Here is a 24652-nt window from a genome sequence, read left to right on the forward strand (position 1 = left end):
CCGGCACCGGATCATCCCGGTAAATCCAGCTCTAATTCTTCGATCCGGCGTTCTACGTAACGGGTGTCCTTCAGCGCGTGATAAGACTCGGCCTTCTCCACAACGACGGCAGCATTATACTCGGGAATTCCGGCATATGGCTCGTATACTCCTTTCGGGAGCAGACAGTTGCCTTCCGGCCAATATAGCTCGATGTTGCCCGGCGCGATATCTTCAAGCTTCGACCGTCCATGCATAACGCCGTAACGATTGTAAGCGACGATGGCATCTCCTTCGCGAATGCCGAGCTTCTCCGCGTCCTCGCGATTCATCAGCACGTCGTAACGTCCGGCTCCGTTGAACGAGTCCGTCTCGCTGTACACCATCGAATTGAACTGCTTGCCCCGGCGCGTAGTGGCGTAAAACTTTCCTTCCGGCTTGCGAAGCTCGGGAAGTTCGATCGCAAGCAAGCGGCCTTTGCCGTCTTCGGTAGGACAAATCCCGCCCTCGCAAAGCCAAGCGCCACCCCATTGGAAGACGTCTCCCTGATTGGCTAGATGCTGAATGCCGCTATAATTGGGAGCTGCCTTAGCGATTTCCTCTCGAATATGAGCCGCATCTTTGAATATGATCGACTGGCGGTTATCCGGCTTCACGCGCGTGGCCAGATCGGCATAAATCGCCCATTCCGGACGGGCTTCGCCGATTCTAGGTCCCCGGATTTCCGGCGAGAAATACACCATGCGCTCGGTAGAAGTGGACGTTCCTCCGCCGGGCTGCTCGTATCGGGTCATCGCCGGCAACACCCATACTTCTTCCTTGGCGTCGGCGAGCGTCGAAGTGTTAAGCACGATGTCCTGATGCACGCGCAGCTCCACGTTCTCCAAGCAAAGTTGAACGAACTCGGGCTCCGGCATCGTCTCCAGGAAATTGCCTCCCGACGTATAGAACAGCTTGAGTTTGCGTTCATGATTGTTCGGCAGCATGGCGTTTTCGAGAGAAACGCCTACGATATCGCCTTGCCACTTCGGAAGCTCGAACCCCCATAACCGTTCAATTCGCTCGATATCTTTCCCATGGAATTCTCCGCCGGGCAAGCTGAACGGATCGGCTCCCATCTCGCCGGAGCCTTGCACTCCGCTATGTCCCCGGATGGGCATGACGCCGCAAAACTCGCGTCCGAGGAATCCCCGGAGAAGAGCCAGGTTAGCGACCTGAGAAATGTTATCCGTTCCGAACCGATGCTGCGTCAGCCCCATACTCCAGACGAATACGCCCGATCGCGAGCCGGCGAGCAGCTTGGCGAATTCCTCGATTCGCTCGCGAGTTAGGCCGGAAGAACGTTCGAGAGATTCCCAATCTTGGGTTTCGATGTGCGCTTGCAAATCTTCGTACCCGTTCGCGTGTTCGCGAACGAAGGCATGGTCGATCGCGGATCCCGGATTTTCCTTCTCCATCTCGAACCATGCTTTCATGACGCCGTTCATGAAGGCGATATCTCCGCCGATGTTCACCTGATAGAAATCATCGGCAAGCTTCGTTCCGAATAAGGCAGACTCCGGGATCGAAGGAATCCAATATCCCTCCATAGCAGGCTCGCGATAAGGATTGATGACGATAATTTTGGTTCCCTTGCGCTTGGCCGCATACATGTATTTCGTCGATACCGGCTGATTGTTGGCCGCAACGCTTCCCCAGAAGATGAGAACGTCGGTGCCGATCCAGTCCTTGTAGTTACAGCTGGATGCTCCGATTCCGAGCGAACGCTTCAATGCCGTCTTGGAGGGGGAGTGGCAGATGCGGGAAGCGTTATCGATATTGTTCGTGCCGATATATCGGGCAGCCTTAGCCGCCGCGTAGTAGGATTCATTAGTAATGCCGCGCGCCGTTAAATAGAACGCGAGCTGCTTAGGGTCGATGTCGCGGATTTTGCTCGCGATTCGTTCCATCGCTTCCTCCCAAGTGGCGCGTCTGAACGAGCGTTCGCCTTTGCTCCGAACCATCGGATAAGGAATTCGGCCAAGCGCCCGGAGCTGCGTGCTGTCCATGCGACGAAGCTCTTCGATATCCGAATGAAGCACCTCCGGTTTGATAGCCGGCATCGTATTGAGCCGGAGCACGTTCAGCCTCGTCGTGCAGAGATGAGGACCCGTCAACGTCTGGTCATAGAGGCCGGAAACGCCGAGTGCGCATCCGTCGCATACGCCTTTCGTTAATATCCGGTAAGCATATGGCAGATTGTCCCGGTTTTCCCACATGATTTTCATCGTTTCCCGGATATGCTTCGGCTTTATTTTTCCTAATCCGAACGGAACTTTGCTCACCCATAGCTTTGGACTCGGTCGTCCTGGCAGCTTCGTTCTGCCGGAATGTTTCGTTGTTCCCATGGTGATTCCCCCTAGTCTCATTCCACGCGTTATAAAATAAAAAACCGCTAAGCCTATGAGTCTTCAGGAAGAAGAAATCAAGTCTCGCGGTAGTCCCTGGCAGGTGCGCTGCCGGGTGCCAATCGTATAAAGTGCATCTCAAGCTCACGAAATAATTAAGTTATGACGAACAGAATTTAAGCTGCAGATCCGTATCGAATACGAATATCGACATGCCGAAGTCTTTGTCCACGTCGATGTCGAGGTATAGATCGAGAAACTTCGCGCCTAGCAATCGTTCCATGTCTACCGGGGGGTATTTGCGATAGATGTCCTTCACCCATAGCGTGCGCGCATCGCGGACCATGTTCTTGCCCTCGCTTGCGGAAGCCATGAATTTCTCTACGGGGGACAGGTTGCCTTCCATTTCGCAGATTGCCCAGTTTTTGCAGAACGTTGTTATTATCCGGCTCGGGCCTTTGCCCATATGTTGCTTACGGTAAGCTTTCACTAGATTGCTGAATTCGGCTTCGTATCGATTCATCGCTATCCCTCTAATCCTCATGGCCGGTAGCAGGTTCGCTGCTCCGTAACAAGAGGCGATAATAGCTTCATCTTAACAATAAAACGCATACATCGGCAATCGTTAGTTCATAAAGCTGTGGCTTTTCTTTAGTAGACCAACGCATGAAGTGCTTTATAATAGAAACCACGATCAGTGAAATCGAACGCGCATAAGGGGTTGCGACGCATGTTCTTCGTCGATTTGAAGTACGAGAAGCAATTGATGTTCAGCAAGAGAGTCGATTATGATGTCGAGCATGAGCTGCATATGCATGATTGGTTGGAGATTAACGTTCTCTTGGAAAATAAGGCTATCTTTCGCCTGCTAAACAGCGATATTGCCGGGGAAGCGGGAGACGTGTTCGTGTTCAGGCCTTTCGAGCCGCATTATAATCTCGTTCAAGAGCCGGGCAGGCCGATCGTCTGGATACTGGTGCTGTTCTCCCCGTCTATCGTAAAGCTGATTCCGCAGGGATACCAATTGCTATACCCTTTCTACTCCGATTCCGTATCGCCCCATATCGAGAAATCGAGTCCGTACGCGGCTCTTATTCACCAAGCGGCAATCCGTGCCTATGAGGAAGAACAACGCAAGGCTCCCGGTTGGGAGACGCAACAATTTATGTATTTTATCGATATTCTTATTCAAATCTATCGGTATACGTTAGAGCGGCAAGCCGAAACGGGCAGTACGATCGTCGATTCGGGAATGATCCTCGTGCTGGAATATTTGCTCCAGCATATGACCGAGGAGATCGACATTCAAGTGCTGATTCAGCTCTATGGCAAAGGCAAGACACGGTTCTATCATGATTTCCGAAGCTTGATGGGGGTATCGCCCAATCAATTTATTCATAGATTACGCGTCCAGATAGCGATGCATCTCTTGGACACGACGGATCGGCCCGTCACTTCGATCGGATTCGAATGCGGGTACAATTCGATTCATTATTTCAACAAAGTTTTCAAGGAACACCGGGGAGTTTCCCCAAGCCAGTACCGTAGCCGAACGGAATATTGGACGGAATAAGCTGCCTTTGCTTCGTCCCGCGGTGAACAAAATCACAAACTTGGCTTGATCTTTGGTTAAGTAGGTTTCGATCTTTTCCCCTATGCTAGAAGTGATCGTGGAAGCGCATACAGATAAGGCATCAGTTAGGGGGAACAACGGTGTTCGGTCAATGGAACCGGTTGTCGCGCTCGTTTTTCGGGCGATTGCAGTGGAAGCTGTTCATCTTTTTCTTAATTTTGACCGTCATTCCGGCAATCGTGATCGGATACGTGTTATACAATAACTCCTACAAAGCCATTGAAGAGAAAACCGGCTTGTATTCCGAGCAGATCATGGTACAGTCTGCCGGACGGCTCGATGCCTTGCTCACCGGGATCGAGGACATAAGCCTGCAAATCGTTTCCTCGATCGACATTCAACAATCGATCAGGGAAATATCCGCTGAGGATAACGACAAGGTCCGAGATCGTGCAGCGGATAAGCTCAAGAAGAAGCTCGGGCAAATTCTTAGCTCGAAGAGAGAGATCGTCGGAGCGCAAATTCTGATGACCGGGCAGGACTTGGCGATTACATCGGGCGAGACGATGGTACCGGACGATTACAAATTGTCCAACGAATATACGCAGGCGATGAGTCGGACGGAACCGGTATATTGGCGGGGAACGATTCAGAATCATAGCCCGTCGATGCTGTATGAATATTTAACGACGCTCACGCGCAAGATCTACGATCCGTCCAGCGGTACTGTAGTGGGAACTTTAGTTCTCGGTACCAAAGAGTTCGCGCTCGCGGATACGTTCTCCTATATCGACTTGGGCCCTAACGGATTCGTGTTCATCATGGATAAGGAGGGCAAGGTCGTCTCTCATCTGAGCAAGAAAAAGCTCACTAAACCCGCGGAGTATTCGTTCGTTCCGCAAATTGTCGATTCCCAAGAAGGAGACCAGCGCATGTTCTCCTCCAGTCTGGACGGACAGAAGTTCATGGTCACCTATGCCAAATCGACGGCGACCGGATGGTACGTCGTCAGCGCGATTCCTTACTCCTATTTGATGGAACGGATCGTCTCCGTCGGTAAATTCTCGATTCAACTCGACCTCGTGCTGCTCGTGCTGGCCGTTGTGATTTCCCTGTCCATCTCCATTAGCATCTCAAGGCCGGTGCAAAGGCTTGCCGACGCGATGCGCAAGGTTGAGGGAGGCGATCTCAAGGTGTTCGTCAACCTGAACAGCAATAATGAAATCGGAATACTAGGCAGCAGCTTCAATCGGATGCTCAAACGGATTAACCAGCTGATCGATCGGGTCTACGAGGCGGAAATTTTGCAGAAGGATGCCGAGATTAAAGCATTGCAATCCCAGATTAATCCTCATTTTCTGTACAATACGTTATCGGTCATCGATAGTATCGCTACCGTGAAGCAAGAGAAGGAAATCAGCTCCATTACCCAAATGCTGGCGGACATTTTCCGATATAGCACGAACGGCAACGACGTGGCGACGATCGATGAGGAAGTGGGCCAATTACAACGTTACTTGCACATTCAGAAAACAAGGTACGGAGACGATCTTCGTTGGCAATTCATCATAGATCCGAACGTGCGCGATTGCCAGATCGTTAAACTACTGATCCAGCCTCTCGTAGAGAATGCCGTCATTCATGGAATCCGGAAAGCCGGGACGATTAAAGTGTTTATTTTGCCTGATGGAGACCATCTCGCGATTGCCGTTCAGGATAATGGGGCCGGGATGACGGATGAGGAGCTTAACTCGCTCGTTCAGCGGCTGGAAACATCGTCCAACCGTCTTCGCAGCAAGACGGACGGTGGAGCGCATATCGGGCTTGCGAATGTATGCCACAGGATAAAGAGCTTCTACGGGGACGCTTTCGGTTTGACTATCGTGAGCTCCGAAGGGTTGGGAACGAAGGTGACCATTACGATTCCTATCGTTCGAGACACCTCGCAATTAACGCAAACCTCGTCAAATTCGCCGAGTGATAATATCGCTTAAGCTTCGGACATGGAAAGGAGTTCAATAGCTATGTTATTAAACGTATTGATCGTGGACGATGAGCTGCATATTCGGAACGGCATTAAGATGAAAGTCGATTGGAATTCCCTTGGCATGCAGGTGGCCGCGGAAGCGAGCGATGGAGCCGAGGCAATGGAATATATCGCCGGCGGTACAATTGATCTGGTCATAACGGACATTACGATGCCGGTCATGGACGGTCTTACCCTTATCCGTCAAACAGCCGAAATCAACCAAGCCGTTAAATTTATCGTGATCAGCGGGTATAGCGAGTTCGAATACGCGCGCACCGCGATGAAATACGGAATATCGGAATATTTGCTTAAGCCGCTTAAAGAAAACGAGATGAGGGCGTCGCTTCTAGCTGTCAAAGACGAGATTCTCGCCTCGGAAAGCGCCTGGATGAAGGAGCGGGAGAAGCGGGAGAAGCTTAGGCAGAAAGAAGAGTCTTTGCTCCATTGGCTCAGGGATAAAAGCTCCAAGCAGGTTCCGGCCGATGTGGAACAAGAGTGGAGGAAGGAGCTTGCGGAGCAGCGTTTTCTGATCGGCATTATCAAGTCCGAACTGTTGTCGGAGTCCTCCGCCGACGATCCGAACCGAATCCGCAACCTCGTGCTCTACAATGAGATGGAAACGGCTTGCGGCGAATATATGGCCAACGTGGGGGCGGGATGCGTGATCAAGAACATCATGCCCGATCATGAATTCATATTGCTGCTTCACCCGGAGCCTTCGAACGGCAAAGAAAAAATCGTTCGTTCCTTAGTCCCTTTCTTGAAAAGCTTGGAAGAAAAATTCGGCATCCGGGTGACGGTCGGACTCGGCGGCGTCTATGATCAAGCGAATGCGATCAAAGCTTCTTATCGCGAAGCGCTCTTTGCCGTGAAGGAAAGACTTTTGCTCGGGACGGGCAAAGCCATCGATTTCTCTCAGGTTCCGGTTAAGGCCGACAAACCGAATTTTGCTGCGGATATGAAATTGCTGACGCGTTTTCTGAAAGAAAAGAAGTGGGACAAGGTTAAGGAACATATCGATTATTTGTTCAAGAACGCGCTTATGAAGAAGCTCATTGCCAACCATACGCAAGCTCACGAGTTGTTCTTCGAGGTTTATTTCGTGATCAAGCAATTCGCTCAGGAGGAAGCGGCCGTCCATTCCGATGCCGCTTTGGTCGGCTCGGTGGCGGATATTACGGAGATCGTCACCGGATTCAGCCATCTGGATCAGATGGTGGATTGGTTGTATCAATATTTAGAGAGCTCTTGCCAACACTTGATCGGAGGACAAGACGCGACGGGCAAGGAAATCGTGTACCGGGTAAAAGCTTATATTAAGGAATTTTGCAGCTCGGAACTTACCCTGAACTTGGTTTCGGAGAAGTACCACATTAATCCGATCTATTTCAGTAGAATTTTCAAGACCTACACCGGGGAAAGTTTTAATAGCTATATTACGAGAATTCGGATGGAAGAAGCGAAGCATCTCCTCGAGACGACTTCCTTGAGGCAGCAAGAGATATCGGAGATCGTGGGTTATGAGGACCCGAAATATTTTAGCAAGGTGTTCAAGAAGTTTTTCGGCATCAGCCCGAGCCAGTATACGGAAAATCGGCAACAGGACCTCCCCTCGATGAACGGGTAGCCGAACCGAAAGGTATAATTTTTGCACTTGTTTAGTTGATTATGTGAGTCTGCGGAATCAGCCATCCATGATAACCTAAGTCTCAGACAGACACCCATACACGCAAAAGCAATCACACAAACCGGGATGCTGTGGAGAGTGGAATCATGGATTTTCCATTTCAAAGGGAGGCTTTTCAATGAAAAGAAGTTTGTCCATCGTACTCAGCATCATGCTTGCTTCGGTTCTTGTCTTGTCCGCATGCGGCAAAAACGAGAACAAGCCGTCCAACTCGGCAGCATCTAGCAGCGCAAGCGCTTCGCAAGGGGAATCCAAAGAAATTAAACCGATCGTCGTCGGAGTGAGCAACGGATACATCGGCAACGGCTGGAGAACGCAAATGACGGAAGCGATCGAACAGCTCGCGGAAGAATACAAACAAAAAGGTTGGATAGAGAAAATTATCGTACAGCACGCGGGCGTTGACGTGAACAACCAAATCGCGCAAATTCGCAATATGATTAACGCCAAAGTCGATTTGCTGCTTATCGATCCCAATTCTGAAACCGCTCTCAATCCGGTAATCGAAGAAGCGGTTAAGAAAGGCATTACCGTAATCACGTTCGATCAGCCGGTAACGACGCCGAAATCGATCAACGTTGTCATCGACCAACAAGAGTTCGGCAGAAACCTTGCCGAGTGGTTCGTGAACGAGCTTGGCGGCAAAGGAGATATCGTGATCGTCAGCGGATTGGCGGGAAGCTCTGCTAACGTTAACCGTTTGATCGGGATGAAAGAAGTGCTCGCGAAAAACCCGGATATTAAAGTTCTGACGGAAGTCAACGGCAACTGGGACGAAGCGAACGCGCAGCAAGTCACATCGAACCTGATCGCTTCTTATCCTAAGATCGACGGCGTCCTTACTCAGGACGGAATGGCGCTTGGCGTAGTGAACGCATTCCAAGCAGCGAACAAGAAGCTCCCTGTTATTACGGGCGAAAACAATGTCGCCTTCCTGAAGAAGTGGAAGGAATTAAAAGACAGCGAAGGCTTCAGCACGTATGGCCAGAATAACCCTCCGGGTATCGGCGCGACGGCGCTCGGAATTGGCGTAAGAATGCTACAGGGCCAGAAGAGCAATCTTCCGATGAGAGATAACACGTTCTACTATCCGATCAGCACGCACATCAAGAACGACAGCTTGGAAGCCGAATTGGGCAAAGTATCGGACAAGCCGGATACGTTTACGCTTGACGAGCATCTTTCTGAGGATCAATTGAACGCGTTTTTCGAATAACGCCATACGGGTAACAATCGATACGACGAAAGAGGGAGTACTGAGGTATTCCCTCTTTCGAATAAGAGGAGAATGGCCATGCAATTACTCGAAGCGAAATCGTTGCGCAAATCCTATGGCGGAGTCATGGCACTTCGCGACGGTAATTTGATCTGCAAGCAAGGAAAAGTATGCGGGCTGCTTGGAGCTAACGGATCGGGGAAATCGACGTTCTCGAAAATGATATCAGGAGTCGTGAAACCGGACGGAGGAGAAATCTGGTTCGACGGCGAGCGGCTAAACGTCGCGAACCCTCAAGAGGCCAAGAAGCAAGGGATTATCATGGTTCATCAGCATCTCAGTCTCGTTCCCGAGCTGACGATCTGGGAGAACATGACGTTAGGCTCCGAACCGGAAAGCGCCATGGGATTCATGAAGGATCAGCAATCGAGGGAGATCGCGCAAACGTATTTATCCAAATTCTCTCCCGAGCTCTCGATTGACGAGAAAGTGAAGGACTTATCGCTTGCGCAGAAACAATTCGTAGAAATCGCCAAAGCGATTTCCCAGAAACCCAAGCTACTTATTCTAGACGAACCTACCGCTCCGCTTGAGCAGTCCGAAGTAGAGAAATTGTTCGCCGTCATGCGGGAGTTGAAGGCGAATCATACCTCGATTATCTTTATCTCCCATCGCTTGTGGGAAATCAAAACCATTTGCGACTACGTAGTGGTGTTCCGTAACGGGGAAACCGTCGGCGCCATCGATTTCGAAACCGAAGCCAAGGACGAGAACCTGATCGTCTCCATGATATCCGGCAAAGAACATCGGCATGCCAAAGACAATGCTTCTGCGAGTAGCGCCATACAGTCGGAAAAGATGCTCGAAGTCCGGGAGCTCATGCTCCGCAAATCGAAGGATCGGGTGAGCTTTGATATAAAGAAAGGCGAGGTCGTCGGCCTTGGAGGACTTCAAGGGCAAGGGCAAGAAGAGCTGCTGCTCGTATTGTCCGGCCTTATCCAGCCGAAGCAGGGGCAAATCTCGCTAGGCGGGAAAAAGCTGAAGCTGCGGCATCCGAAACATGCCGTTCGGGAGGGAATGGTCCTTGTACCGGGAGATCGGCATAAGGAAGGCTTGTTCCTCCAGCATGATGTGCTGCTTAATCTGATCTTTCCGCAATTCGCAACGAAGAAAACCGGGTTTTTCCTGAACATGAAGAAGCTTAAGGCGGAGGCCAATGAAGTCATCGGCCAAGTGAACATCGTTCCGAACGATCCCGGCAAAGTCGTGCAATACTTAAGCGGAGGCAACCAGCAGAAGGTCGTCGTGGGCAAATGGCTCCCGTTATCTCCTAAGGTGCTGCTGCTCAGCGATCCGGCTAAGGGCGTTGACATCGGGGCCAAGAAGGAATTGTACGACACGGTTAGAAAACTGGCCGAACAGGGAACTTCCGTTCTTCTGTACGCAAGCGACCATGAAGAATTAATGGATATTTGCGATCGCGTATTCATTCTGTTCGAGGATCAGATCGTGGATGAATTGATGCCTTCCGATTACAGCGAACAACGCTTCGTGGCTGCTTCCTTGCGTTCGGCGAAGGCTGCGGGAAACTAGTTTATCTCTACTTTGGGGTGAGTCGAATTGAAAGGACAAAATCGCTTGCATAAGCTCCAACATCATAGCTTGTTCCCGATTGTTATTATCTTTCTCATTGTGATTGCCGTGAATGCCTACTTGCAGCCCGGATTTTTCACCTTTGACGTCTTTCAATCCAACCTGGCCAGCTTTACTCCGCTCGTACTCGCCAGCATGGCGCAAGCGGTCGTCATTCTGGTCGGCGGAATCGATCTCTCCCTCGGGATGGCGGTAACTTTGTCGACGGTTATCATGGCCGCGACGATGAACGATTCGCCTTCAAGCGTCTTCGTGGGAATCGGTCTCTCGCTCGTTGCGACCTTCGCGGTCGGAGCGTTAAACGGGATCACGGTCGGTTATTTGAAGCTCCCGGCGATCATTTCCACCTTCGCGGTGTCGGCGATCTGCTACGGGGCGGCGCTTCTGATTATGCCGCAGCCCGGCGGGTATATTCCTTCCTTTTTTTACGAGGCTTATCAAACGAACATCGCTTCTATCCTGCCGGTATCTTTGGTGATCATTATCATCGGGTTGGTGATCTGGGGATTCATCCAGAGGCGGAAAATTTACCGTTACATCTATGCCGTCGGCGGCAGCGAGCAAGCGGCTTACGCTAACGGAATCAACACGAAGAAGGTTAAACTATACGCTTTTCTGATCAGCAGTATTTTTATCGTGTTGACGGCATTGGTCGTCGTCTCTCAAACGGCAACCGGCGATGCGAACATGGGCCGGGCGTATACGTTGAACTCGATCGCGGCCGTCGTAATCGGAGGAATCAGTCTCCAGGGCGGTAAAGGCAACCTGATCGGCGCTGTTCTGGGCGCTCTCATTCTCGGATTCATTTCCAACATTATTTTCTTCGCGAACCTGTCTTCCTTCTACCAAGATTTGATTAAGGGCTTGATCATTATATTCGCGCTGACGCTGTCCATTCTTCCGACGCTTCGGAAGAAGGCGCTTGCCTAATCGGGAGGTTGACCATAAGCATGAGCCAATTGCAAACAAGCGAAGCGCGAAACCCGGGCCTGACGCTGAAAAGCGTCAAAAACCTTGGCAATTTTAAGGTGCTAATCGCTTACGCGCTCGCCGTATTGATCTTCATCGCGGGGCAGATCATCTCCCCGGGGTTCGGAGAATTCTCCAACATTATGAACGTGTTGAACATATCCGCTTTGCTAGGGTTTATTGCCTTGGCGCAGATGCTCGTCGTCTTATCCGGCGGCGAAGGCATCGACTTATCCGTGGGCGCGATGGCTTCTTTCGGAGCTGTCATGTCTTCGCAGATCATTGGCGGTTTGGACGGGAACCTGCCTCTGGCTATCCTCATCGTATTGGCGGTCGGATTTCTGATCGGCTGCGTCAGCGGGATAGGCATTTCGTACTTCAAGGTACCTCCGCTCGTCATGACGCTAGCGATGGCCAGCGTTATTCAAGGGGGAGCTCTCGTCTACACGAACGGCCAACCGAAAGGAATGGCCTCTCCGCTCCTTAAGGAACTCGGTACCGGAAGAACGGCGGGTATTCCTAATCTCGTGTTTCTATGGATCGTGGTTGCCGTTATCGTTGCCGTGTTCCTTACGCGGACGAAATGGGGCAAGCTGCTGTACGGCTTGGGTACCAATAGGCTAACGACGGAGCTGTCCGGCGTAAGAACCAGGGTCGTCCGTACGGTCGTATACGGCGCAAGCGGAGCGATATCGGCTATAAGCGGAATGATGCTCCTTAGCTATACCGGGACGGCTTTCCTCGATATCGGAGCGACTTACATGCTGCCTACGATCATTGCGGTCGTCATCGGAGGAATCGCTCTAACGGGCGGACTTGGAAGCTATAATGGTACAGTTGCGGGAGCTATTCTTCTGACATCCTTGAGCAGTATTCTCATCACGCTGAACATTAGCGAGGGCGGGCGGCAGATCGTCTATGGTATCATATTGTTGCTCTTGCTCATTGCTTATGGCAGGCAGAAAACAACATGATGAAGTTATGACGAAAGGTTGATGCGTAATGGATCGATATGCAGCGAACCGAATAATGAAAGACGGAATGGCCGTTATTGAGTTAACGGATGCAGGAAGCGATTCTGTAGCGGAGATTGTTCCCGAGGTCGGGAACAATCTCTATCGTTTCGAGAGCGGAGGACGGCAGGTTCTCGTACCGCCTGCCAGCGTGAGTTCGTTCAAGAACGTTGAGCTAACCGATTTTCAATACGGAACGCCGATTCTATTCCCTCCGAATCGGGTGAAGAACGGCCGATTGACCTATAAAGGTAGAGAATATCGTCTTCCGTTGAACGAGCCGCCGAACTTTCATCTGCACGGCGAGATTTGTTCGAGAGCTTGGGAAGTGATCGAGACGGGGGCATCGGACGAAGGCGGAGCTTACGTGATCAGCCAATTCCGCTATGCCGAGCATCCTGACATCATGGCTTATTTTCCTCACCCGCTGATCTTTACCGTTACGGTCAGGTTGCTAGAAGGACGATTGGAGTTGAACGGGACGATCGCGAACGAGGGAGAAGACGAGGCGCCGTTAGCGTTCGGGCTCCATCCGTATTTCTCTATTCCGTTCGATAGCGGAGAAGAGATTAGGCTACAAGTACCCGCGACGGCGGAGTGGCCGGTGACGAACTTAGCTCTGGTTGCAGGGGAGCCGTCGGTGACGGACTACAGCCTTTGTTTGAAAGAAGGCGTCTCTATTGCCGACTATCCGCAGCTGGGCTGCAACCTCTTCACTCTGTCTGGCGGGGAAAGCACCTGTCGCATGGAAATGAAAGACAGAGGGTATACGATCGCCTATCGATTCGGACCGGAGTTTCCTTACGTGTTGCTCTTCCGTCCGGATTGGTCATCCGCTTATTCGCTCGAACCGTACACGTACGTTACAGATGCGTTTAACCTTCCATATGAGCAAGAACGGACGGGTGCGCGGGGCATCGAAGCGGGAGAAACATTTAGTTTCAGCACGAGCATGTGGGTGGAGTAGGAAAGGCAGTTTTCTAAGAGAGCTATTTCCTCGTCGGAAGACGCGGTGAAATAGCTCCTTTTTGTTGTTTTGCCTTGTTTAGTTGATCTAGAGCGGAAAACCCGCTCAATTTACTCCCAATGTGCAGCCTTCAATGATTCTAGAATCCGTTCCATCGTGTAAACCGTCAGGGAATCCCGGCGGTTTTTTTACGTTCGGCGCATTACCGCGTACCCAACAAAAGTAAGCGCTTCAACAGGTATAAAAAACACTCCTAAGAAGTTGATTTTATGAGTCGGCTTAGAGGGCTCGGAATTTTATGATTAGAACATAACAACGGCTTGGCTGAAGAGGAGGAACAACGATTGAGCGCAATTGACTTGAACTTGAACATCGAACCGGAAATGCCTAACCGCAAAGATTACCGGATCGGCTGCATCGGTTCCGGATTCATCATGCGGGATTGTCATTTGGTCGCGTACAAGGATGCGGGCTTTAATCCCGTCGCAATCGCATCGCGTACGTACGCGAATGCGAAGGCGGTTGCCGAACTGCGGAATATTCCGAAGGTACACGAGACATGGGAACAGCTGGTCCAAGATCCCGAGATCGAGATTCTCGACGTCGCGGTTCCCCCGGACAGGCAGCTCGAAGTCGTGAGGTTGGCCGTCAAGCAACCGCATATCAAAGGAATTCTGTGCCAGAAGCCGCTAGCCATGAACTCGCAAGAAGCGCGGGAGATCGTCGAATTGTGCGAAGCCGCGGGCATTAAAATCGGAGTAAATTCGAATATGCGCTACGACCAATCGATCCGGGCGCTCAAAACGGTGCTCGACCGGGGTTATCTCGGAGACCCCGTGCTGGCGACGATCGAAATGCGGGCGATCCCTCATTGGCAGGATTTCCTTCATCAATACGAGAGAATTGAAATCCTCAACATGGGCATCCACCACATCGACGCGTTCCGGTACCTGTTCGGCGATCCGGAGAAAATTACAGCTGTCGCGCGCAAGGATCCGAGAACGAAGTTCAAGCACATCGACGGGATTTCCCAATATACGTTCCAGTACAGCAACGAACTCATGGCTACGAGTCTAGACGACGTTTGGGCTTGGCCGGGCGAAGGCGCCGAGAAGGACATCTATATCAAATGGAGAGTCGTCGGACTGGACGGAATGGCCCAAGGTACTATCGGATGGCCTCATCCCGAAAGAACGCCGAGTACGCTCGAATTTACGACAAAGCAGTCGCCGAACCAATGGTTCCGGCCGACGTGGGACCAAGTATGGTTTCCGGATGCTTTCCAAGGAACGATGGCGCAATTGCTTCGCGCGGTGGAGACGGACAGCGAGCCGGAGATCGGCGGCAGGGATAACCTGAATACGATGGCCGCCGTAGACGCTTGTTACAAATCCATTGCCGAAAGCCGCACGGTAACCTTCAGCGAAGTTACACAATCCAACTCATAAACAAACCATTTAAGGGAGGAACTTGCACATGATCTCAGTAGGTATTTTTACCGGTTATTATCCTCATTCTTTGGCAGAAGTCATTTCCAGAATTAAGAGAGACGGATTCAGCAGCGTTCAATTGGACCTTTCGTTCAAAGACATGGACGTGAATGAGCATAACCTGACTCGAGAGAAAGCGCACATCATTCGTGATGCATTCCGGGACGCGAATCTGCCGATTGTTGGAATCTCCGGTTATACGAATATTATTCATCCCGATTCGAAGATACGCGAGCGGAACATTAGCGGACTTAAAAATCTGCTAAAATTCGCACGCGATCTCGGAACCCCTTATGTCATCAGTGAAACGGGAACTTACAACGTCGAGAGCGACTGGGTATGGGATCCGAAGAACGGAACGGAAGAAGCTTATCAGGAAGTGTGCAAGACGCTCGAAGATCTCGCGAAGTTCGCATACGAACATGGTTCGGTCTTCCTGGTAGAGAACTACATCCAGAACGTCATCGGCTCTGTCGAACAGTTGTCTCGCTTATTCCATGACGTGAACCATCCGGGGCTTGGATTGCTGATGGATCCAACCAACTATTTCACGGGCGATAACATTAATCATGTCGACGATCAGATTAACCACATCTTCAATACATTGGGCGATAAAATTAAAATCGCTCATGCGAAGGATTGCAAGCCGGCAGAAGATACCTCAGAGAAGCATGCGGACATCGACGCTGACGAATCGCATACGTTCCGCGGCGCAGGAGCAGTCGAACTTCCAGCTCCAGGTCTTGGAATTCTGAATTACGATCTGTATTTGCAAAGGCTCGGGAAGCTGCATCCGAACATTCCGATCATCATCGAGCATTTGGACGAAGCGGACATTCCGCGCGCGAAGAAGTTCTTGGACGGGAAGCTGAAGAAAAACGGAGTTTAATCGATATGTAAGCAAGCAAAGTTGTCTGCAGATAAGCGCGATCGCGCTTATCTGTTAGATATTTATACGAGCGGGGTGGATTAGAGCATGGCGATCGTTGTGCAGAAGAGAGATTACAGTATTACGGGTCCGGAAAATAAACGGGCTCAGGAAAAAGGATTGGCGACGGCGGAGTGGTACACAAGCCCGATTCCGCGAGCGAAGATGAAGGAGCTTATGAAAAGAAGGAACGGTCCGGCCATCCGGGATACGATTATCTGGTTCGGCGGCCTTGCTATTCTGGGCTATCTCGCCTTCCTTTCCTGGGGAACATGGTGGGCCATTCCGGCATTTCTCGCTTACGGCATCCTTTATGCGACGCCGGGGGATTCCAGATGGCACGAGTGCGGACACGGCACGGCATTCAAGACGCCGTGGATGAACGAAGTGATCTACCAGATCGCGTCCTTCATGGTACTGAGGTCGGCAACCCCGTGGCGGTGGAGCCATGCGCGACATCATACCGATACGATCATCGTCGGGCGGGACCCGGAGATTATTACGGAGCGGCCTCCGGTATGGCGAATTCTGTTGATGCAGATTTTCCATCTGTACGGCGGACCGGTCGAGATCAAGCGCTTCATCCTTCATACGTTCGGCAAGCTGGAGGCGCAGGAGAAGGAGTATATTCCGGAGTCCCAGCATAACAAGACGTTCTGGGAAGCGCGCGTATACATGCTCATTATTTTGGCGATCATCGGAGCTTGCGTCTATGCGGGCAGCATCCTGCCGGCAATGTTCATCTTCTTACCTTCCTTCTTCGGCGGTATCGTGGTCATTACGTTCGGCGTCACGCAGCATCTCGGCTTATACGAGGACGTGCTGGACCATAGGCTGAATTCGCGGACGATCTACATGAACCCGATTCTTAGATTTTTGTACTGGAACATGAACTATCACACGGAGCATCATATGTTTCCGATGGTACCGTACCATGCGCTCGCTAAGCTTCACGCGGAGATGAAGGACGATTGTCCGGCGGCACGGCCGGGATTATGGGCGGCATTGAAGGAAGTCGTCACGGCGTTGCGCAAGCAGAAGCACGACCCGGCTTATGTCGTCGTCAAGCCGCTCCCGAGCACCGCGCGTCCGTACATGTACGGAATCGAGCATGATCTGAACATCAAGGTCGAGGCGTAACCGGAGAGGCAAGAAGCAGCGAATTCGTTTAATCCGTCATGTAAAATGTCTAATCCACCTCGTATTCCGGGTACTTAAAATTGTTTATATTGAGGTAAGAATCGCGGTTTCTCTTATTCATAGAAGTTTCAACTAGATTATCGCAAGGAGTGAAGGTCATGAGCAGTGGACAATGGATTGAAGCTTGCGAAGTGGACGATATCGAGGTTGAGGACGTCATTCGGTTTGACCATGAAGACAGGACTTTCGCTATCTATCGCACGGAAAAGGGAGATTTTTTCGCTTCCGACGGGTATTGCACGCATGAGAAATTTCATTTATCTAACGGATTGGTTATGGGTAACGTGATTGAATGTCCCAAACATAACGGACGCTTCGACATCGCAACCGGTCAAGCCAAGAGAGCGCCGGTATGCGTGGATCTTAAAACCTATCCCGTGAAGATCGAGGCAGATAAGGTATATATCCAGATTTGATGTTGAAGGAGCAGGACTATGAAGGACTATGGAATGGTTATCGTCGGAGCAGGCGAAGCGGGAGCGCGCGCAGCGGTGGAGCTTCGGACGCAAGGCTGGACGGGTGCAATTACGATGATCGGCAACGAGAGGTGGCATCCCTACGAGCGCCCGCCTCTTTCCAAGCACCAGCTCTATGAAGCGGGTGAACCGGCTCCGACCACGATTCTCGGTAGCGATAGATTGAACGAACATAACATCGGTCTTCTTACGAGCGATGCAGCTGTACGGATTAACAGGCAAGCCCATAATGTCGAGCTGGTGAGTGGGATACAAGTACCTTACGAGAGATTGCTGCTCGCTACGGGCGCTAATCCAAGAAAACTATCCGTCCAAGGGAACGCTGCGGAGGAGATGCTGTACCTTCGTACGTTCGCGGATGCGATTCGAATACGGGAACAGCTTCAACCCGGCAAAAGAGTAGCGGTCATCGGGGGCGGTTTTATCGGCCTTGAAGTTGCGGCTAGCGCGGTAACGAAAGGGTGCGAGGTCACGCTCGTGGAAGTGGCTCCTCGAATATTGATGCGCGGCGTACCGGAACAGATCGCGGTTATGGTCGAGGAAAGGCATCGCGCGGCTGGAGTTAAATTCAAGATCGGCGTAATGATCGAAAGCGTGGACAAGGAAGTTAGCGGAGAGTACGTTATCTCTTTGGCTGACGGAACGACGGTTAACTGCGATGTCATTATTACGGGAATCGGAGCGATTCCCGAGATGACGCTGGCCGTCACAAGCGAGTTAGAGGTCGATAACGGAGTGAAGGTAAGCGAACTGCTCGTGACGAGCGATCCGGACATCTTCGCCGCGGGCGACTGTTGTTCTTTCCCGCATCCGCTCTATGGCGGAAAGCGAATTCGGTTGGAAGCATGGCGTAACGCGCAGGATCAAGGAACACACGTCGCGGGCAATATGCTAGGTGCGGCTGTACCTTATTCGGCATTACCTTGGTTCTGGTCCGACCAATACGACCAAACGTTGCAAGTAGCGGGGCTGTCCGAGACTACGGATACAACCGTGGAGCGAGATCTAGGCGAGGCGGGCAAGCTGTTCTTCCATGTCGCGACCGACGGCAGGCTCGTTTCCGTAAGCGGAATGGGTCCATCCGGGGGCATTGCGAAGGAGTTTCGATTAGCGGAAATGTTGATCGAGAAGCAAGTCCGGCCCGAGTTAGCCGCTCTGTCGGATCCATCCAGAAGATTGAAGGAGCTACTGCGCGCGTAAATATAGGGCGCTAAGCGAAAGGAATGAAACCATCCATGAAATATAACGCATTCGGTAAATTAGGGAACCAGGTGTCCCGATTAGGATTCGGGGCAATGGGCTTGGGCGGAGTATTCGGCCAATATGACGAGAAGGAACTGGTTCGTTCGGTCTTGCACAGCTTGGAGAAGGGCGTCAACTTTATCGATACCGCAAGAAACTATGGAGAGTCGGAGCGTATTCTCGGCTTAGCGCTGCGCGAATGGAAGGGAGAACGTCCGTTCATCGCCTCCAAGATTCAATCCAAAGGCCCGGGCAATCTTGGCTGGGGTAAACCGATTCCCGTCGAGACGGCTTTTCCGAAAGGATGGCTTAGAGAAAGCACGGAAACCTCGCTTCGATTGCTTGGCGTCGACACGATCGATCTTATGCAGTTGCACCAATATTGGCCGCAATGGGATAACGTAGATTATTGGATGGATGAATTGCTGCAGTTAAAACAAGAGGGCAAAATCCGCGGCATCGGCGTTTCCGTACCCGATCAACGGCATGACATCGTTCTGTCCCTCGTTCAAAGCGGAAAGATCGATTCCGTGCAGACGGTATTTCACATTTTCGACCCGTTGCCGCTGGATTGTCTGATCCCTATTTGCCAAGAAAACAACGTCGCGGTTATCGCGAGATGCATATTGGATGAAGGCGGACTGACGGGATTCTTGAAAGAAGATACCGTGTTCGGAGAAGGCGATTTCCGCAAATCGTATTTCGATTATATGCCGCGCCACCTTTACATTGAACGCGTTAACCGGCTGAAAGAAGCGTTCGTGCCGAAATACGCGAACAGCCTTGCGGAATTGGCTATTAAATTCGTGTTGCATCACCCCGGGGTTACCGCGGCAATCAGTTCTATGCACGTTCCGCAATATGCGGACGAGAACATTGCGGCAGTCGATCGCGAGCCGTTGCCGGAGGAAGTGTTCGAAGAAATCAGACAACATCACAGATGGGTGAGAAATTTCTATGAAACCAAGTACTGGCAGTAAAACGCTGTGGTCCGAGCTATTGCCGTACGAGTTTAATAGACGATTGGACGAATGTCCGATCGTCTATTTGCCGCTCGGACTGTGCGAGCCTCACGGACAAGTCAGCGCGTTCGGCCTGGATACGCTCAAAGCGGAATGGTTGTGCCTGCGAACGGCCGAGAAGGTCGGCGGCGTAGTCGCGCCCTCCATGGGCTATCATATCCACGAAACGGGTTATCACGCTCGTTGGCTAGAGGATGAAGTAGGGGATGAGAATCCCCTGATGACGGGCATTCCTCCGGCTATTTTTATCCATTTGTTTCTCTATCAGCTGAGAACGTTCGTGAATGCGGGATTTCGGAAAATCGTGGTCCTGTCCGGACATAGCGGAGGAAACCAGAAGGATCTGAGGCTTGCGGCGGAGGCGTTCATGAAGCGCTACGAGGTCGAGGTATGGGTGCGGAGCGACCCGGAATTGGTGGAAGGGCTCTATGAAGGGGATCATGCCGGCAAATACGAAATCTCGCAGTTAATGTACATTAGGCCGGAACTCGTGGAAATGGACAGAGCGGGATTGGGAGATCTGGCGGGTACGGGCGGTCGATTAGCGTTGGGCTCCGACGCGGGCGAGGCTAATCCGGAGTTGGGCAAGATGATCATGGAAGCTTGTCTGGAGAGCATGGTTGAGGCAGCTGCGCGAATGAAGTCGGAATCGCAGACGGCGGTGAAGGCGGTCACGGTTCCTATTCCGAGGCTCTCCTACGCCGACATCGAGGAGATATGGAGAGAGGTCTCGCAACAAGCGGATCAATGGGTTACGGCAAACCCGTGGCCGTCACAGAGTTCGGTATCGCCGCAGTCCCAGTGGAAACCGTATGAGCGTTATCGGTGAAAGAAGCAGTAACGTTTACCATTAGAGCCGCCACGCGGCACTAATGGAGCAGCAAGTGTGAAGTTGGATGAATTAGAGCCGCCACGCGGCACTAATGGAGGCAGTTAGTGTGAAGTTTGACGAATTAGAGCCGCCACGCGGCACTAATGGAGCAGCTAGTGTGAATTTGGACGAATTAGAGCCGCCAAGCGGCACTTATGGGGCTGGTAGTGTGAATTTGGATGAATTAGAGCCGCCACGCGGCACTAATGGAGCAGCAAGTGTGAATTTGGACGAATTAGAGCCGCCAAGCGGCACTAATGGGGCTGGAAGTGTGAATTTGGATGAATTAGAGCCGCCACGCGGCACTAATGGAGCAGCAAGTGTGAAGTCGGATGAATTAGAGCCGCCACGCGGCACGAATGGAGCAGCAAGTGTGATTTTGGACGAATTAGAGCCGCCTAGCGGCACTAATGGGGCTGGAAGTGTGACTTTGGATGAATTAGAGCCGCCACGCGGCACGAATGGAGCAGCAAGTGTGATTTTGGACGAATTAGAGCCGCCTAGCGGCACTAATGGGGCTGGAAGTGTGACTTTGGATGAATTAGAGCCGCCACGCGGCACGAATGGAGCAGCAAGTGTGATTTTGGACGAATTAGAGCCGCCACGCGGCACTAATGGAGCAGCAAGTGTGAAGTTGGATGAATTAGAGCCGCCACGCGGCACTAATGGAGGCAGGAAGTGTGAAGTTGGACGAATTAGAGCCGCCACGCGGCACTAATGGAGCAGCAAGTGAGAAGTTGGATGAATTAGAGCCGCCACGCGGTACTAATGGAGCAGTAAGTGTGAAGATGGACGAATTAGAGCCGCCACGCGGCACTAATGGAGGCAGGACGTGTGAAGTTGGACGAATTAGAGCCGCAACGCGGCACTAATGGAGCAGCAAGTGTGAAGTTGGTTGAATTAGAGCCGCCACGCGGCAATTATGGTGGCAGGAAGTGTGAAGTTGGACGAATTAGAGCCGCCACGCGGCACTAATGGAGCAGCAAGTGTGAAGTTGGACGAATTAGAGCCGCCACGCGGTACTAATGGAGCAGTAAGTGTGAAGTTGGACGAATTAGAGCCGCCACGCGGCACTAATGGGGCTGGAAGTGTGAAGTTGGACGAATTAGAGCCGCCACGCGGCACTTATGGTGGCAGTAAGTGTGAATTTGGTCGAATTAGAGCCGCCACGCGGCACTTATGGAGCAGCAAGTGTGAAGTTGGACGAATTAGAGCCGCCACGCGGCACTAAACAAAAAAAGTGGTGAAGCAGCGACCTGCTGCCCACCACTTTTTAGCGTGTTACCCTTTCTACTTCTGATACTCTTTAGGCGTACATCCGGCTACCTGCTTGAACAAGCGGCTAAAGTAAAACTGATCCGGGTAGCCGACGCGTTCGGCGACTTCTTTGACCGAGAGGCTCGGATGATTGGCAAGCAAGTATTTGGCTTCGTTTATGCGCAGAGAGATCAAATATTTGGAGGGCGCTTCTCCTGTATGCTTGATGAAGATTTTGCTCAAGTAAGAAGGCGTGAAGTTGAATTGCCTCGAAATTTCCTCCAGGCTGATATCCCTAGTAAAATTCTCCCTCAAGTAATGCTGCACCTGCCCGACGATATCCTCGGAAGACACCGCCCCTTGTACGCGCAAACCTTCCGCAACGTTCTTATTATATCTAGACTTTTCGGTTTCGATCGAAGTCTGAATCCGCGAGATCGCCTTCTGAAGCTCGCTGGATTTGATAGGCTTTAGCAGATATTCGCTAGCCTCGTAGCGAACCGCTTGCCTGGCGTATTCGAAATCCGCGTAGCCGGTCGTGATGATTTTGCGAATATGCGGGTAATGGGATTGCAGCGATTTGATCAATTCAAGCCCGTCCATGACGGGCATGCGAATATCCGTCACGATAAGGTCGGCGGCGTTGTTCCGAATATAGTTCAAGGCGCTTTTGCCATCCTCGGCGGCATATACGACCTTTAATGCGTCGTCTATGCCTTCGATTTTTTTGATCAGGTTGTTGCGAATCAAGTCCTCGTCCTCGGCAACGACGATTCGAATGGAGTTGTCTGCGTTCGTCATGTTTGTTCCCCCTTCTCCAAGTGGCCCCCGATGGTAACCTCAGCTCCTCCTGACGAGGAATTCCCGAAGAGAAACACGGAATCCGAACCATAAGTGAGTCTCATGCGGATGAAAATATTAAGCAACCCCATGCCGCCCAACTGCAAAACGGGAGTAACGTTAGTCAGATAGGTCTCGTCGACTTGGTCCCTAAGCGTTTTCATACTCTCTTCGCTGAAGCCCGGTCCGTTGTCGGATACCGTAATCCGCCATTCGTTGCCGTCCACAACGCCAACTATGCGTATGTTCCACGGAGGCTCCTGTTGAGTGGCGAATTTGAGAGAGTTCTCGACGAGCGGTTGTACGACGAGCTTCGGAATGATAATCCGATTGAGGGCATCGTCGATGTCGAATGAAAATTTAAGCTTCTGGCCATGACGAATCGCGTTCACTTCGAGATACTTGCGCGTATACAAAATTTCCGTCCCAAGCTCGACAGAGGACGTTTCCGATGAGATATAGCGCAAAATATCCGACATATTTTCCGACATCGAGACGATCTGTTCGTTCATGTTCTCTTCGGCCATGACGCTGATCGTCGTCAGCGTATTGTACAGGAAATGCGGATTCATCTGCGACTGGAGCGCGATTAGCTTCGATTGTACTTCTTGGGATTGAGACAAGAGCAGCTCGTCCATCGACTGCCGCAATCTCGAACTCATGTTCACGAAAGCTTCGTGCAGTTGGTCCAGCTCGTTGAGTCCGCTATTCAGCTCCTGCTGGGCGATGCGTCCAGAACCGAGATCGTCAAGGCGGATATTTCGCACGGTTCGGAGGATTCTATAGATTGGAAACGTGATTTTCTTGGCCGCGATAAAAGAGAGTAGAATAGCAAAAAGTAAGATACCTAGAGCAACTAGCAATGTTTTACGCGTAAAATCGGCCAACGGAGCGAGCAGCTTCTTCTCGGACACGATAACGACGGTGCTCCAGCCCGTTTGATCGGATCGATGAAGCGACAGGAGCTCCCTATCCCCGGTGACCGGATTTTGGAAAGATTCGTACGTGCTATCGTTCGATGCTTGCCGCTCGACTAATTGATGAATGTAGGGTTCGTACAGGCTGCGGTCGGCTTTGAGCGGGTAGATGATCTGCCCTACGTCGTCGTAAACGAGTACGCTTTCCCCGTATGCGCTTTGTTTGACGAAGCTCAGGACGCTTTTGAAGATGCGGTTGTAATATTGCTTGACCTCGACGATCCCGATCGGAACGTTGTAATTGTCATAGAATTGGCGAAACAGAGACATGGAGTACTGCTTCTCCCGCGTAGAGATGAATTTGGACATTTCCGCGTCTTCCACCGGTAAAGTAATATATTTACCCTGGGTAGCCATAACCGCTTGGAACCAAGGCGTGGAATTAGGATTATAGGAGCGTTCCCCGTTATCGAAGCCGTTTCCGTAAGCCTTTCCTTTGAAATCGTATAAATACAGCTGCTCGGCGGCTCTCGAGGGACCGATTGCTGCGGTTAAAATTTCGGCAAGCTCTTTGGCGCTTTGAATGGAATTAGCTGACGCCCCCGGAATCGTGGCCGGTTGCTCCGTACCCGACGATAGGGTAGAGTGCGGCACTTTGTCTATTTCGGATAAATATGCGAGGAACTGGCTTTTGACCAGATTGGAATACATGACGTTAAGAGAGACGTCGTTCATCTTACGGATTTCGGAATCGATCTGGTTTTGCATGGATTGGCCTACATTTACTAGGGAGTCCGTAGCGTTGTTCTTGATGAGCTCCGATACCCATACATAAACCCAGACGACGAGAATCGTGAAGACGATAATGATGATCAGCGTATAAGTCGCAAAAAGAATCGTCTGGATGTTCCGCATTTTTCTCCACATATTGCCCTC

Annotated in this window: 20 protein-coding genes; 16 read left to right on the forward strand and 4 right to left on the reverse strand. The window is 51.4% G+C overall.

All coding sequences use genetic code 11. The features are described 5' to 3' along the window. Nucleotides 1-11 precede the first annotated feature (11 nt). Together L3D05_RS24660 and L3D05_RS24665 are read right to left on the reverse strand one after the other, a co-directional pair. On the reverse strand, nt 12-2366 hold the full coding sequence (locus tag L3D05_RS24660; RefSeq protein WP_239619037.1) for an FdhF/YdeP family oxidoreductase: 2355 nt from the start codon (nt 2364-2366) through the stop codon (nt 12-14). A gap of 160 nt (nt 2367-2526) precedes the next feature. Further along, nucleotides 2527-2889 (reverse strand): Na-translocating system protein MpsC family protein, encoded by a 363-nt coding sequence (locus tag L3D05_RS24665; RefSeq protein WP_239619038.1) that lies wholly within the window; start codon nt 2887-2889, stop codon nt 2527-2529. Nucleotides 2890-3096: 207 nt separating this feature from the next. Between L3D05_RS24665 and L3D05_RS24670 the strand changes: the two genes are divergently transcribed. The 16 genes from L3D05_RS24670 (at nt 3097) to L3D05_RS24745 (ending at nt 21420) form a co-directional block, all read left to right on the forward strand. Continuing rightward, on the forward strand, nt 3097-3939 hold the full coding sequence (locus L3D05_RS24670) for a helix-turn-helix transcriptional regulator (RefSeq protein WP_239619039.1): 843 nt from the start codon (nt 3097-3099) through the stop codon (nt 3937-3939). Between the two features lie 140 nt (nt 3940-4079). Next, entirely contained in the window at nt 4080-5933 is a 1854-nt protein-coding gene (locus L3D05_RS24675; RefSeq protein WP_239619040.1) for a cache domain-containing sensor histidine kinase, read from the forward strand. Between the two features lie 30 nt (nt 5934-5963). Beyond that, a complete protein-coding gene (locus L3D05_RS24680; protein WP_239619041.1) occupies nt 5964-7595 on the forward strand; it encodes a response regulator transcription factor in 1632 nt (543 codons plus the stop codon). A gap of 178 nt (nt 7596-7773) precedes the next feature. Then, nucleotides 7774-8871: an ABC transporter substrate-binding protein gene (locus tag L3D05_RS24685; protein WP_239619042.1), complete on the forward strand. Its 1098-nt coding sequence runs from the start codon at nt 7774-7776 to the stop codon at nt 8869-8871. A gap of 78 nt (nt 8872-8949) precedes the next feature. Beyond that, a complete protein-coding gene (locus L3D05_RS24690) occupies nt 8950-10464 on the forward strand; it encodes a sugar ABC transporter ATP-binding protein (RefSeq protein WP_239619043.1) in 1515 nt (504 codons plus the stop codon). A gap of 27 nt (nt 10465-10491) precedes the next feature. Continuing rightward, nucleotides 10492-11454 carry an ABC transporter permease gene (locus tag L3D05_RS24695; protein ID WP_239619044.1) on the forward strand — a complete coding sequence of 321 codons (963 nt, stop codon included), beginning with the start codon at nt 10492-10494 and terminating at the stop codon, nt 11452-11454. Between the two features lie 20 nt (nt 11455-11474). Beyond that, the gene (locus L3D05_RS24700) at nt 11475-12467 is read left to right on the forward strand and encodes an ABC transporter permease (RefSeq protein ID WP_239619045.1); all 993 of its coding nucleotides are present in this window, start codon (nt 11475-11477) and stop codon (nt 12465-12467) included. 28 nt (nt 12468-12495) lie between these two features. Continuing rightward, the gene (locus L3D05_RS24705) at nt 12496-13473 is read left to right on the forward strand and encodes an aldose 1-epimerase (RefSeq protein ID WP_239619046.1); all 978 of its coding nucleotides are present in this window, start codon (nt 12496-12498) and stop codon (nt 13471-13473) included. 344 nt (nt 13474-13817) lie between these two features. Further along, nucleotides 13818-14921 (forward strand): Gfo/Idh/MocA family protein, encoded by a 1104-nt coding sequence (locus L3D05_RS24710; RefSeq protein ID WP_239619047.1) that lies wholly within the window; start codon nt 13818-13820, stop codon nt 14919-14921. A 28-nt stretch (nt 14922-14949) separates the two neighbouring features. Continuing rightward, nucleotides 14950-15852: a sugar phosphate isomerase/epimerase family protein gene (locus L3D05_RS24715; protein ID WP_239619048.1), complete on the forward strand. Its 903-nt coding sequence runs from the start codon at nt 14950-14952 to the stop codon at nt 15850-15852. An 87-nt stretch (nt 15853-15939) separates the two neighbouring features. Then, complete coding sequence (locus tag L3D05_RS24720) at nt 15940-17031, forward strand: fatty acid desaturase family protein (protein WP_239619049.1); 1092 nt, start codon at nt 15940-15942, stop codon at nt 17029-17031. Nucleotides 17032-17189: 158 nt separating this feature from the next. Continuing rightward, complete coding sequence (locus tag L3D05_RS24725) at nt 17190-17507, forward strand: MocE family 2Fe-2S type ferredoxin (RefSeq protein WP_239619050.1); 318 nt, start codon at nt 17190-17192, stop codon at nt 17505-17507. An 18-nt stretch (nt 17508-17525) separates the two neighbouring features. Beyond that, nucleotides 17526-18767: an NAD(P)/FAD-dependent oxidoreductase gene (locus L3D05_RS24730; protein WP_239619051.1), complete on the forward strand. Its 1242-nt coding sequence runs from the start codon at nt 17526-17528 to the stop codon at nt 18765-18767. A gap of 35 nt (nt 18768-18802) precedes the next feature. Then, nucleotides 18803-19789, forward strand: a complete 987-nt coding sequence (locus L3D05_RS24735; RefSeq protein ID WP_239619052.1) for an aldo/keto reductase — start codon at nt 18803-18805, stop codon at nt 19787-19789. Then, the gene (locus tag L3D05_RS24740) at nt 19767-20660 is read left to right on the forward strand and encodes a creatininase family protein (protein ID WP_239619053.1); all 894 of its coding nucleotides are present in this window, start codon (nt 19767-19769) and stop codon (nt 20658-20660) included. Before L3D05_RS24735 ends, L3D05_RS24740 begins: the two co-directional genes overlap by 23 nt. Before the next feature lie 160 nt (nt 20661-20820). Beyond that, a complete protein-coding gene (locus L3D05_RS24745; RefSeq protein ID WP_239619054.1) occupies nt 20821-21420 on the forward strand; it encodes a hypothetical protein in 600 nt (199 codons plus the stop codon). A 572-nt stretch (nt 21421-21992) separates the two neighbouring features. Here L3D05_RS24745 and L3D05_RS24750 read toward each other — a convergent pair. Further along, complete coding sequence (locus tag L3D05_RS24750) at nt 21993-22760, reverse strand: response regulator transcription factor (protein ID WP_239619055.1); 768 nt, start codon at nt 22758-22760, stop codon at nt 21993-21995. Next, the gene (locus tag L3D05_RS24755) at nt 22757-24643 is read right to left on the reverse strand and encodes a cache domain-containing sensor histidine kinase (RefSeq protein ID WP_239619056.1); all 1887 of its coding nucleotides are present in this window, start codon (nt 24641-24643) and stop codon (nt 22757-22759) included. The genes L3D05_RS24750 and L3D05_RS24755 overlap by 4 nt, the downstream gene beginning before the upstream one ends. Nucleotides 24644-24652 lie beyond the last annotated feature (9 nt).

This window comes from Cohnella mopanensis (assembly GCF_022352055.1).
In the GTDB taxonomy this organism is placed as follows: Bacteria; Bacillota; Bacilli; order Paenibacillales; family Paenibacillaceae; genus Cohnella; species Cohnella mopanensis.

Bases quoted from the DNA above. Each gene is read 5' to 3' on its own strand.
- L3D05_RS24660 (WP_239619037.1), bottom strand. From the start codon at position 2,366: ATGGGAACAACGAAACATTCCGGCAGAACGAAGCTGCCAGGACGACCG.
- L3D05_RS24665 (WP_239619038.1), bottom strand. From the start codon at position 2,889: ATGAATCGATACGAAGCCGAATTCAGCAATCTAGTGAAAGCTTACCGT.
- L3D05_RS24670 (WP_239619039.1), top strand. From the start codon at position 3,097: ATGTTCTTCGTCGATTTGAAGTACGAGAAGCAATTGATGTTCAGCAAG.
- L3D05_RS24680 (WP_239619041.1), top strand. From the start codon at position 5,964: ATGTTATTAAACGTATTGATCGTGGACGATGAGCTGCATATTCGGAAC.
- L3D05_RS24685 (WP_239619042.1), top strand. From the start codon at position 7,774: ATGAAAAGAAGTTTGTCCATCGTACTCAGCATCATGCTTGCTTCGGTT.
- L3D05_RS24690 (WP_239619043.1), top strand. From the start codon at position 8,950: ATGCAATTACTCGAAGCGAAATCGTTGCGCAAATCCTATGGCGGAGTC.
- L3D05_RS24700 (WP_239619045.1), top strand. From the start codon at position 11,475: ATGAGCCAATTGCAAACAAGCGAAGCGCGAAACCCGGGCCTGACGCTG.
- L3D05_RS24705 (WP_239619046.1), top strand. From the start codon at position 12,496: ATGGATCGATATGCAGCGAACCGAATAATGAAAGACGGAATGGCCGTT.
- L3D05_RS24715 (WP_239619048.1), top strand. From the start codon at position 14,950: ATGATCTCAGTAGGTATTTTTACCGGTTATTATCCTCATTCTTTGGCA.
- L3D05_RS24720 (WP_239619049.1), top strand. From the start codon at position 15,940: ATGGCGATCGTTGTGCAGAAGAGAGATTACAGTATTACGGGTCCGGAA.
- L3D05_RS24725 (WP_239619050.1), top strand. From the start codon at position 17,190: ATGAGCAGTGGACAATGGATTGAAGCTTGCGAAGTGGACGATATCGAG.
- L3D05_RS24730 (WP_239619051.1), top strand. From the start codon at position 17,526: ATGAAGGACTATGGAATGGTTATCGTCGGAGCAGGCGAAGCGGGAGCG.
- L3D05_RS24735 (WP_239619052.1), top strand. From the start codon at position 18,803: ATGAAATATAACGCATTCGGTAAATTAGGGAACCAGGTGTCCCGATTA.
- L3D05_RS24740 (WP_239619053.1), top strand. From the start codon at position 19,767: ATGAAACCAAGTACTGGCAGTAAAACGCTGTGGTCCGAGCTATTGCCG.
- L3D05_RS24750 (WP_239619055.1), bottom strand. From the start codon at position 22,760: ATGACGAACGCAGACAACTCCATTCGAATCGTCGTTGCCGAGGACGAG.
- L3D05_RS24755 (WP_239619056.1), bottom strand. From the start codon at position 24,643: ATGTGGAGAAAAATGCGGAACATCCAGACGATTCTTTTTGCGACTTAT.